Source organism: Streptomyces sp. NPDC043680 (assembly GCF_056436685.1).
Genome location: NZ_JBWKCE010000014.1, coordinates 1 through 10,973, shown reverse-complemented (window position 1 = coordinate 10,973; position 10,973 = coordinate 1). Strand labels below are relative to the sequence as shown.

The 10,973-nt window shown below is 69.3% G+C and carries 9 protein-coding genes; 6 read left to right on the top strand and 3 right to left on the bottom strand.

The features are described from left to right. Positions 1-541: 541 nt before the first annotated feature. Positions 542-1,066, top strand: coding sequence for a peptidylprolyl isomerase (locus AC0666_RS24590; RefSeq protein WP_468971709.1), 525 nt, complete (start codon positions 542-544; stop codon positions 1,064-1,066). 684 nt (positions 1,067-1,750) lie between these two features. On the opposite strand, the gene AC0666_RS24585 is transcribed toward AC0666_RS24590, so the two are convergent. Beyond that, positions 1,751-1,897: a hypothetical protein gene (locus AC0666_RS24585; protein ID WP_468971707.1), complete on the bottom strand. Its 147-nt coding sequence runs from the start codon at positions 1,895-1,897 to the stop codon at positions 1,751-1,753. Positions 1,898-2,280: 383 nt separating this feature from the next. Between AC0666_RS24585 and AC0666_RS24580 the strand changes: the two genes are divergently transcribed. The 3 genes from AC0666_RS24580 to AC0666_RS24570 are packed head-to-tail and all read left to right on the top strand — an operon-like array spanning position 2,281 to position 5,760. Continuing rightward, the gene (locus AC0666_RS24580) at positions 2,281-3,894 is read left to right on the top strand and encodes a transposase (RefSeq protein WP_478708347.1); all 1,614 of its coding nucleotides are present in this window, start codon (positions 2,281-2,283) and stop codon (positions 3,892-3,894) included. After that, positions 3,891-4,634 (top strand): AAA family ATPase, encoded by a 744-nt coding sequence (locus AC0666_RS24575; protein WP_478708298.1) that lies wholly within the window; start codon positions 3,891-3,893, stop codon positions 4,632-4,634. Before AC0666_RS24580 ends, AC0666_RS24575 begins: the two co-directional genes overlap by 4 nt. A gap of 13 nt (positions 4,635-4,647) precedes the next feature. After that, positions 4,648-5,760, top strand: coding sequence for a hypothetical protein (locus tag AC0666_RS24570; RefSeq protein ID WP_478708297.1), 1,113 nt, complete (start codon positions 4,648-4,650; stop codon positions 5,758-5,760). A 30-nt stretch (positions 5,761-5,790) separates the two neighbouring features. Here the strand turns inward: AC0666_RS24570 and tpg are convergent, their stop codons facing one another. After that, positions 5,791-6,348: a telomere-protecting terminal protein Tpg gene (tpg, locus tag AC0666_RS24565; protein ID WP_478708296.1), complete on the bottom strand. Its 558-nt coding sequence runs from the start codon at positions 6,346-6,348 to the stop codon at positions 5,791-5,793. Positions 6,349-6,630: 282 nt separating this feature from the next. Between tpg and AC0666_RS24560 the strand changes: the two genes are divergently transcribed. Further along, positions 6,631-7,476, top strand: a complete 846-nt coding sequence (locus tag AC0666_RS24560; RefSeq protein WP_468971701.1) for a hypothetical protein — start codon at positions 6,631-6,633, stop codon at positions 7,474-7,476. Between the two features lie 121 nt (positions 7,477-7,597). Here AC0666_RS24560 and AC0666_RS24555 read toward each other — a convergent pair whose 3' ends face one another. Then, the gene (locus tag AC0666_RS24555; RefSeq protein ID WP_478708295.1) at positions 7,598-10,258 is read right to left on the bottom strand and encodes a helicase associated domain-containing protein; all 2,661 of its coding nucleotides are present in this window, start codon (positions 10,256-10,258) and stop codon (positions 7,598-7,600) included. Positions 10,259-10,397: 139 nt separating this feature from the next. Here AC0666_RS24555 and AC0666_RS24550 point away from each other — a divergent pair, with 139 nt between their 5' ends. Then, positions 10,398-10,562, top strand: a complete 165-nt coding sequence (locus AC0666_RS24550; protein ID WP_398911065.1) for a hypothetical protein — start codon at positions 10,398-10,400, stop codon at positions 10,560-10,562. Positions 10,563-10,973 lie beyond the last annotated feature (411 nt).

Below are 10,973 nucleotides of genomic sequence, written 5' to 3'. Positions count from 1 at the left end.
CGGTTGTCGGCGGTGGACCAGGGTGCGGGGTAGGTGTCGTTGCTGCATGTGCGGGTGATGGCGGAGGCTGCCGGTGTGACGGTTCGGACGGTTCGGACGGTTCGGACGGTTCGGACGGTGTGGAAGGGGCTGGCGGAGGCGCGTGAGGGCCGTCTGGAGCCTGTGGTGCGGCCGACGCCTACAGCGCCAGTGGCTCTGTCGAGCAGGGACATCAGCTGGAGGGCGAGGACCTCGGGGTCGGCCGGGCCGGCCTCCTGCCGTTGACTATTCCCGGGGACCAAACCCGCGCCCTAGACTGCGACCGCTCCAGGACTTGGCGATCATCGGGAGGACGTGCGAGATGAAACGGGCACTGATCAGCGCATTCGCGGCCGTGGCGTTAGTTGTGTCCGGGGGGAGTGTCGCCACCGCTTCCGACGGTGCTCCGCCGCGCACGACGCACGGCCCTTGCCAATACACACAGACCCCGGACGAGCCGCCCGCGCGTCCTGTTCCGCTGCCGCCTGACCCGCGGCGCACCCCCAGCCGTGGCACGGTTGATATGGCTGTTCCGACCAGCCAGGGCCCGCTCCCGCTGCACTTGGACCGGGCCAAGGCGCCGTGCACGGTCCAGAGTTTCCTGCACCTGGCACGGCATGGGTTCTACGACCGTACGGTGTGCCACCGTCTGACGGCGTACCCGACGCTGAAGGTCCTGCAGTGCGGTGACCCGACCGGTACCGGTGAGGGCGGGCCCGGGTACAAGTACAAGGACGAACTGCCGGTGGATCTGCCACCCGCACCGACCGATCCGACCGGCGCGCGCCGCCTGTACGGGCGCGGCCTGCTGGCGATGGCCAACGCCGGTCCGGACACGAACGGCTCACAGTTCTTCGTCGTCTACGGCGACTCCGCACTGCGGCCGAACTACACGGTGTTCGGCACGGTCGGCCCCGACGGCCTGGCAACACTCGACAAAACCGCCGCCGGAGGAATCGAGCCGACCACGGAGGACCCGGCACCGGTCGACGGCACACCCGTGCTGCGGACCGAGCTGCTCCGCGTCCGGCCGTCCTGCCGGCATTGACGCACCGCGGCGTGGCCACGACCTCGATGAGCGTGCCTGGTGCCTGTGGCCGTCCCAGGCGGACTACGCCAGCCGGGTGAAGCGTCTGGGTGCGGAAGCGGAGGGCTCCGGACCTTGTGCCCGACTACGCGAAGCGCCCAAGGCCCCAACCAGTGGACTCCGTACGGTGCTGCCGATGGACATCGCACCCATCGTCCGGCCCCGGCTCCATGCCAGGGCCGGACTCCGCGACCGCGCAGAGCCAGATGCCGGGCCATTGAGCTGGTGACTGCCACAGCTGCCGGAGAAGACCGTCTGGCCTGTGTGCACGGTTTACTACCGGCGCCAGTGGGCTGCGCCTGGCCCTGAGCGGATGTACGGGTGCCCGTACCCTCCCCCGCCCCACACACAGAGGACCATCGACAGGAGGAAGAGGGGATGGCTGCCACCTGACTACGGTCTGCGTGAACTCCGGCCGCCACGCTGTTCATTGGAGCCGTCTCGGTAGCCGGCGAGGGGAGCAGGACAAAGGCTGGCTGGGCGGCGTCGTGTGATTTTCGGTGGGTGGTGTCAGTTGTTTGCGCTGGGTGTGTGAGGCGTTTTTCCTGGTGGTTGGGGTGGGTGGGCTGGGGATGTCGTTTTTGTTGGTGAAGGTCGCTGTCGATCTCCAGTGAAGGTTGCCTGTCGTTCGTGTAGCGCGTGAGGTCAGTCCTGCTGCAGGGCCTTGGCCTTGTCGCTGATGTGTTGTACCTGGGCGGCGGTCAGGTGCCGGGTGTCCCAGATCAGCTCGGCGACGTCGGCTGCCGCTGGGTTCCGTGGCGGGGTCTGGTCGGGTGGTCCGATGCCGGTCAAGGCGGCCAGGTCACGAGTGGGGATGCCGAGCAGGGTCGCGAAGTCGGCCAGGTGCGATGTGCCGGGTGGGTGTCGGTGGGTGGGTGTCAGTGACGGTATGTCAGGTCGGGGTGTTTCCGCTGGCTGGGGGAGGGGAGTGGGCGGGGGCACTGTCATGAAGCGGTATCTGGAGCGGGTGTCACTGTCATGGGTTGGTACACCCCACTCCGCTCCACTGTCTTGAGAACGGCACTTCTGATCCTTCGGGGGCCGCGTGGCGGCACCGTGGTCGGTGACCGGTCTTTAGTGGGCGGCAGGGGTGCGGGGGCATGGAGGACCAGGGTGCTGTCCCTGCGGGTAGTGCGCTGCCTGCAGTGTCGAGAACGGCACTCCGCGGGCCTGCGGTGCGGCGGCTGCGCGCTCTGCGGGCCGGGGGAAACCTGACAGCAGGTCATGTGCGTTTGGCTGCGGATGCGCTGGGGGTATCGGAGCGCACGGTGTGGCGCTGGCTGGCCACCGCTCAGAGCGATGAGACCGCGGCCGCCTACCCCGGCGCACGCTCCCGGGCCGATGCGAGGTTCACGATCACGCCCGAAGTCCGAGGGCTGCTCGCACTGTGGAAAGGGAACGTGCGGGCGGTTCATCGCGAACTGGTCCTGCGTGCCGCTCGGCAGTCCCCGGCTGCAGACCCACCGTCGCTGACAACGCTGCATCGGGCGATCCGCCGGGATCTGTCGCCGGGGGAGCGGGCGGGGCTTGCGGGTGGGGAGCGGGCTGCGCGCAAGCATGATGTGTTCCTGGCCCGGCCGCGGGGCTGGCGCAACCACGTGTGGGAGACCGACCACGTCCAGGCCCCGGTGCTGGTCGATGTTGAGGGCAGAACCCGCAGGCCATGGATCACCTGGTTCATCGACTGTGCCACCAACGCGATCACCGGGGTCGCGGTGACGCCGGTGCATCCGTCGCGGGAGTCGGTGCTGGCCGCGCTGCGCTCCGCGGTCCTGCGCGAGGACCCCTACGGTCCGTTCGGCGGTTTGCCGGAGAAGGTGCGGGTGGACCGTGGCAAGGACTTTCTGTCCCGGACGGTGAGTGCCGCGTTCGATCTCCTGGAGGTGACGGTGGAGGATCTGCCCGCCTATACCCCGCACCTCAAGGGCACGGTCGAGGGTCTGAACCGGGCGGTGGAGAGCATGTTCCTGGCCGCGCTGCCCGGCTATGCCCGTCAGCCGCGCCCCGGTAAACGGGCTTCCCGGTCGAAGGACGAGGTGCTGCTCGGCTTCGAGGACTTCACCGCTCGGCTGCTGGAGTGGACACGGTGGTGGAACACCGAGCACCATCCCGCGCCCTTGCGGGGCAGGACTCCGCTTCAGGCGTGGCAGGACGATCCCACCCCGCTGCGGGACGTGCCAGCCGCAGATTTGTGGACGTTCACGTTGGGGGACGCCGGCACCCGCACGCTGACCACCCGCGGTATCCGCTTCAGGAAACGCGACTACGTGGGTGCGTGGATGACCGGCCAGGCCGGCATCCAGGTGCGCATCCGCTTCATGCCCCACCACGACCACCGCATCGAGGTCTACCACGTCGCCACCGGCCGCTACCTCGGCCCCGCGGACCTGGCCGACCAGGCAACCGAGGAGCAGGTCAGCGCCGTACGGAAAACTCGGGCGGCCCGCGCCCGCCGTTTGAGGAAGGACCTGGAGGCTTCCCAGCGCGAGCGCTACGCCGCCGCTACCCGGGCCGAGCCCCCTCGGCGGCTCGGCGCGCTGACCGGTGCGCAGGCCGACGCCGAACTCGCCCAGAGTGCTGACGCCGACCTGTCGCAGCTCGCGCTGCCCGACGTCGTCCCGCTTGCCGCGCCCCCGGCCGACTGGCGCACCCCAGCTTCCTTGGCTGCGCTGATCACGCCGGCCCGCCCCGCGCGCCCGCCAGGCCGTGACTCAGCCTCTGCGGTCCCCGACGGCCCGGGCGGGCGGGCCGCACCTTCCCCCACCGACGAAGACGGAGACGCCTCGTGACCGCGGCCACCTACCAGTACGTCGACCTGCCCGACGCGTCCGTGGTCACCACCCGCGCCCTGCTCACCGCCCGCGAGAACATCAGCGACACGGTCGCTGCTCGCGCGATGATGTGCATCCACGGCGGTGCCGGCTTCGGCAAGACCCTCGCCGTCAACACCTGTCTGCGCGCACTCGAACCGGGCGAGGACGTCCGCAAGATCACCTTCCGGGCCCGTCCCACCGCCCGAGCGGTGCGCTACGAGCTGTTCACCGCGCTCGACCTGGCCGGCGAGCCACCGCGCCACCCCAGCGAATTCGACCGCCTGCTGAAGACCGCCTTGGCTGAACGCCCTCGTACCTTCCTCGTGGACGAGGCCCAGTGGCTCAATGGCGAGGCGTTCGAGTATTTCCGCTACCTGTGGGACGAGCCTTCCACCCAGCTGGCGATCGTCTTCGTCGGTGGAGCGGGCTGCCACACCGTGCTGCGCCGCGAACCGATGCTCTCCTCCCGCATCTTCATCTGGCAGCACTTCACCCGCCTCACCCCCAGCGAGGTCCTCGACGTCATCCCTTTGTTCCACCCGGTCTGGGCCGACGCCGACCCCGAGGACATCACCTTCGCCGACCAGCATGCCGCGCACGGCAACTTCCGCGCCTGGGCCCAGCTGACCGCCCACACCCGCACCGCTCTGGCACGCACCGGCCGCCCCCGCGCCGACCAGGAACTGCTGCGCTGGGCCTTCAGCCGCCTCGCCTGACCACCACGCCGCCATGTCTCTCGCCGTGCGGCCGCCGTCCGTCACCGTGGTCATCGACCGCCATGACGACGCGATCCACACCCACACTGCCCTGGCCGCCCACCACCCGCCGTCCGGCCGGATCACCCTGCACCCCGGCCCCGGCACAACCAGCGAAACCGGCCTCGCCCACGACCTTCTCGCCGCCCTGGGCAAACCGCCCCTGCTCCCGGGCCGCTTTCCCGGCGGCCGTCAGCCCGCCTGGGAAGCCGCCGCCGCATGGATGACGGCCCTGCCCGTGATCCGGCTGACCGTCCTGCGCGCCCACCGCCTCACCGCCCGCCGCACGATGCGCCTCCTGGAGCTGCATGCCCTCACCGGTATCCACCTGACCCTGGTCTGCCACCGCCCGCACCTTCCCGCCGCCCTGCACCAAGCCCTGCGGACAGCCGACTACTCCGTCACTGCCGACTTCGAGGCAGCCCGCCGTCACTACTACGGCACGCCTATCACCGAACCCTCGCCCGCAGACGAGCCCGCCGGGCCGACCAGCCGATGGCTCACCCTGCCCGCACTGGACCGCCTCGTCTCCTACGACAGCCCCCGTCCCTGCACCGCCCCGTGCACGCCACCGCCGATCGCCTGGCGGCACCGCCCACCGCCCCCGCCTCTCACCGCCCACACCGCCCAGAAGGTCGCCCACCGCCTGCACGCGGCGACCGCCCACCCTCGCCTGGCCGCAGCTGTCGCCGCCGCACTGTTCACCGGTGCCTCCCTCCAGCAACTCGCCACCGCCCGCCCCCGCGACTACGACACCACCGCGGCCACGCTCGCCCTGCACGACCGCACCCGCTACACCGACGGCTGCGCCGCCCACCCCGTACCGCCCTGGGCGGGCATCTTCCTGCGGGCCGCGGCCTGCTTCACCCGGCTCGTCTCCGGCGAGGACCAGGAGCTGCTCGCCGCGCCAGGAGACCGTACGCCCCTGCTGCGCGTGGCGGAGATAGCCAGGCTGCGCCCGCCCCAGCCGCCCGCAGCCCGCCGCCAAGGCCCAGTCGGCCGTGTGGAGTGGGACTGGCGCGAGCGGCAGGAAGCCGAGAGGTACGAAGCAGTACCAGCCAGGCGCGCCAAACCCTCGCGCCCCTGACCCCTGACGCGGGCGCTGGATGAGGCAGGCTCAGCCGATCGAGAATTCGGCGAACTCGACGTCGCTGAAAGCCACGTGCAGCCCGTGGGCCCGGCGGCCCCACTCGCGAAAGTAGGCGTGCCCCATCGCCCGGGCCAGGATCACCGTCTGCTGTTGCTCACCCGCGCCGGCATCCCGAGCGGCGAACAGTTCCCGAGCCACCTCTCCCGGCAGATCCTGGGTGATCCACCGCACCCGCGGATCGTCCGAGGAGCCTGCCGGAGCCGCGAACCCGAATCGCGCACGGGTATGGAAGACGAACCCCTCCGCCTCAGCCTGGGCACGCCGACAAGCCCGTACTCGCGGCTGCCACCGAGCCAGCACTGCTTCCTCGATCGCCAGACCCTGCGCCGGACCCGGGGGACGACGCGCTCCTGGCTTCTTCGTCACCCACCGCTGCACAGTGCGCTGCGACACCCCCAGCACGGTGGCCACCTTCCGGGTTGAACCGCGGTGCGTCGCCAGCAGAAACCGTAGGCGGGCCTCCGTGCTTGAGGGAACGGGGCGCGTGCGCAACGCACGCTCCAGCCCTTGTTCGATCTGTCCCACGTCCACCTCTCCCACCGGCCAACCGACAGGGCCTGCTCCCCGCAGCAATAGTTCTCCCGCACCGCTCGGCGCTGCCCGCCAGTTCCGGCATCTTCGGGGCAGGATTGGCGGACGTCGGCTATGAGAGAACTGGCGACGACTAGCAGCAGTCGACCACGGGCGGCGACGCCCAGGTCGGGAAAGGCTGTGGTGAGCGGGGTTCGCACCGGGCCCGCCAGCACACGGCCGCCCGGGCCGGTGGGCGCACGGACAGGTGAAGAGCGCCGAGAACGGAGATCACACGTGACGAGTTTCAACCCCGACTTCGAGGGAGCCGAATTCGCCGATCCGGCAGGCTACGCACACCTCCTGGCCCCTGAGAGCACGATGTGCTGGTGGTGTGAGAGTCGACCGGCCACCACCGGAGAACACAAGTTCAAACGAACCAGCCTGGCGCGCCTGATGGGCGATGGCGAGGTGCTGGTCTGGGGAGACGGAGAACAGCGACGCGAGATACGGGGAAAGGGCGGCCTCAAGCGGGACCGCTATGGTGTGGTCAAGTTTCCCAAGTCGATGTGCGCGCCGTGCAACAACGAAACTTCTAAGCCCTTCGATTTCGCCTACGACACCTACGCACAGTACGTCGAGACGCACCTGCTGAGGATCTTGCCAGGGCTCGACCTGGGGTCACTGTACGGATCCGAGTGGCGGCAGAAGTCACTGGACCTGGCTCGGTATCATGCCAAGCACTTCGGGTGCCGGATGGTCAGGGACCGTTTTCCTGTTCCGCAGTCGCTGCGCGATTTCATGAACGGTGCAGAAGACATGGCCGATGGTCACATGGTGATCATCTCCACCGACTCCGTCAGTAAATCCTATGGGCGCGGATTGTCGATCAGCCCGGTCGCGCCCTGGATATCCCGCGACATGACGAGGTTCACCTCCTGTGCCATGGCTGCCTACATTGGCCCGATCGGCATCAGATACGAATGGGTCGCCGACGGAATACCAGACCAAGAGAGAGACCAGTTCTTTCACCACTCGAGCCCGGTGATCAACTACTTCCGGAACGAGAAAGACGTGGTGATGGGGAAGACGCGAAAGCCGGGGCGCTTTGCACGTTTCCTGCAATGGGCGTATAGACCCTGAAATTCGCGTTACGCCCGCCTGGGATAGCGGGCTCACCAGGGTGCACACGACCCCTTCCAGCAGGGCACGGGCTGTCCACTGCGGCTCACGAGTGAGCGCGTGTACGAGGTCGACTGTCCGCTTATGCCCATTCGACATCCAATGCCCGTAGTGCGTCCCGTTGCTCCATGCTGAGCTTGTCGCGCCGGGCCTTGGTGTTCGAGACCCACACGCCCAACTTCACCATCACCGGCTCCGCCTCGCCCTCGACCGTGATCTCTTCGCTGTGGCCGCGTGGGACCGGCCGGTGGGCGCCTTCCCGCTCGACCCACTGCGCGAGGGCTGCCAGGCCCCGCTGGAACGGCTGCTGCGCCTTGCCCGGACCCTTCACACCACGACCGGCCGCCGGGGCCGGAGGCGGCGCCTGGGCGGGTTCCACGCCCAGCGCGGTCAGCCGATCTTGCTGCTCGGGCAGCAGCCGCGCCCAGATAGCCGGCTGCCGTTGCTGTCGGAGCCAGCGTCCGATGTCGTCGCCGTCCCACAGCACGCCGGGGGCGATGTCGGGCAGGTGTCCGTCGGCGTCGACCAGGTCGGCCAGGATGCGGTAGTGCCGCTGCCAGTCCAGGGGCCAGGGGCAGTTCCAGTCCTTGTCGATCGCGGCGAGCTGCGCCGCGCGCTCCGCCGCCCGCTTCGGGTCCTTCCCGAGACCGCCTTTGCGGCGGAGGTTGGCCATGTGCTGGCCGATGGGCACCATCTGGTCGTCTTCGCCCCAGACGGCGTCTTGTCGGGGTGCGAGGTGTCCGGTGACCCGGCGGTAGGAGCGGAGCGCGGCGAGCTTGTTCTCCCATGCCTCTTCGCCGGGCTCCCAGACCATCCCGGCCTCGGGGGCGTCGAGCAGCGTTCTGCGCCGTTCCTCCAGTTCCCCGGCCCGGAGCGCCTTCCGCTGCTGATGCACCCATCGGCCAAGCGGAAAATCCTTCGTCACCCCCATTTCGACCTCGACGTCATACGGAACGGCGTAGAGGCCGGTGATCTCGTTCTCCTTCCGCCACCGGAGCAGGGCCTGGTAGCCCTCCAGCCACACCAGGGACTCCGGCCGGTAGACCCGGGTCCGCAGGAAGGCCGCGATGGTCGCCGCGTCCCTCGGACTGGAGAAGTGCAGCAGGGCCGCTTCGGCGGCAGTCTGGGTGTCGTCGTCCTCCTGGCCGTCGCCCGCGCCGCCGGCCCCGACGATTTGCCCGTCCTCGTCCCGCCGGACGTGAACCTTGCGCTTTCCGCTCGTGAGCGCCCGGGAGGCGAGCTGCTCGACCAGACGTTCGTCATGCGAACGCAGGCCCTGGAGGACCGCTACAAGGGGGCGGAAAGAGGCGCTGGCGACCATGTCGGTGGGGTCCTCGCCGGGCTCCAGGAAGACGGGCACGATGATCCGTGCGACCTTCGTGGAGCCGTCGCGGTTCAGGCGCAGCGCCCGGCCGATGTTCTGGACGATTTCGACTTGGGAGCCGCGGGTGTCGGCGAAGCAGATCGCCTCGACTCCGCGTTCGCCGGTGATGTCGACGCCTTCTCCGAGGACGCGTACGGAGGCGAGGAAGGCGCGGTGGACCCGGCGCCCGGCCGCGTCGATGCCGTTGGCGAACTGGCGCAGGACTTCGCGGCGCTCGGTGACGAGGTGGTCGCCGCACAGCCACGCCGACCAGACCCGGTCGGGCGGGACGTGGCGGCCGGCCTCCAGCTCGTAGAACTCCGCGTCGATCGACGACGCGGGCAACTTCGCCGCCTGCGCCAGGTCCTCGTCCGAGGCATCGTTGACGTACAGCTCGGCCGCCGTCTGGGGCAGCTTCTCGGCGAACGCGGCGGCCTCCTCGACCTTCTGGTGGAAGGTCATGACGGTGCGCAGGTTCCAGGCGGCGGAGTGCTCCAGGAGTGCGGTCTGCAGCAGCGCCAGGCGCCGGCCCCGCTGCGCCTCCTCCAACTCCCCGAGCGCGGGGGAGGGGTCGCGGATCTCCAGCACGTCGATTTCGAATCCGGCGAGGATTTCGCGCTCGATCGCCTCCGAGAGCCCGAGCTCCGCGATCCACGCGCCGTAGGTGCCCTCCGGGTCGTCTGTCATGGTCGCGAGCTCCGCCTCCTGGCCGCCGGTGCCCTTCTGCGGCCGGGGAGCGGCGAGGATGCGCGGGGTCGCGGTCAGGTAGAGCCGGAAGTCCGCGGGGATCCGCTGGTTGTCGTGGATCGCCGCCCACGGACGGCCAAGATCACCAGCGGTTCCGTGCGCCTCATCCACGATGGCGAGGTCGAAGCCGTCCATGCGCTGGCCATACAGCCGCTTCCCGCCCGCCAGGGCGGCCTCCAGCGGCCCGCGGACCTTCCGCTGGCCCTCGGGTGCGTCGGTGTCCTCGCGGTCCACGAGGGAGGCGTAGGTGGCGAGCACGACCACGGGCCCGTGCCCGGCCCATAGGGCGAGCTGGATCGGGTTCGTTGTGGTGCGGACCCCCAGCGAGCCCAGGGCCGGGTCGTTCTCCAGCGAGCACACCGCGACCATCGGGGCGGTGTGGCCCACCAGCCGCCACGCCTGGGCGGTCTGCGCGAGCAGGTCCAGGGTCGGCACCGTCACGAGGATCCGGCCGTCCGAGAACGACTCCAACGCGCACGCGGCGGCCGTGATCGTCTTGCCCGAGCCGGTCGCTGACACGATCGTGCCCCGGGCACCCTGCGGGGGCACAGATGACCTTGCAGGGAATCCCACCCACCTGCGAAACGCGGAGCGCTGGTCTACCTGATGCTCCCTAAGCTGAACGGCAGTCACAATGTCCACTTCTGGTATGCATGGGGCACAGAGAACCCTCAGGCAATCAGATAAATGACAGTTGCCCTATGCTCTCTGCATGATCCGTCCTATTTCAGGTCCTCCTACGCGGAAGCACCTTCTCGCGACCCTCCTGATCATGCTGATAGTGTCGATTGGTTGGTATGGTCTGCAGCCGGTCTACCCCGACTGCGCCCTCTCCTCTTTCGGAACCCCGGATGACCCGCAGCGGCTTTATCAGCAGGCCATCGAAGACGGATATTGCGATCCAGCTCATCCCCGCTGGAAAGAGTGGCTCGAATAATCTCAACGACCGAAGACCATGTCCTGCACTTCTGCCAACGTTACATGCTGCATCTTTATGATGCACGCGCTACGCTGGAACCCACACGAACAAGCCCCACCACCGTAGCCAGCTAGGCCCGCGCCAGCGGGCCCCGGAAACTGGAGGCGCAGCCGGAAGGACCGTTGAGGCGGGGGAGCGCAGCGGACCCGCCGCCCCGGGCTGAAGCGAAGCGGAAGCCCGGGAAGTGGGCCACAGGCCCACAGCTCCGAGAGCGCAGCGAACGGAGCGTCACCCCCGGTGCGCAGCACCGGGGGTGGGTGGGACGCGCAGCGTCCCACCAGCGCTCCCGCGGAGCGGGAGCGCAACACCCGCGCGAAGCGCGGGTGTTCGCTTGCCCAGCGCGCAGCGCTGGGGTACCCGCTCCGCGGG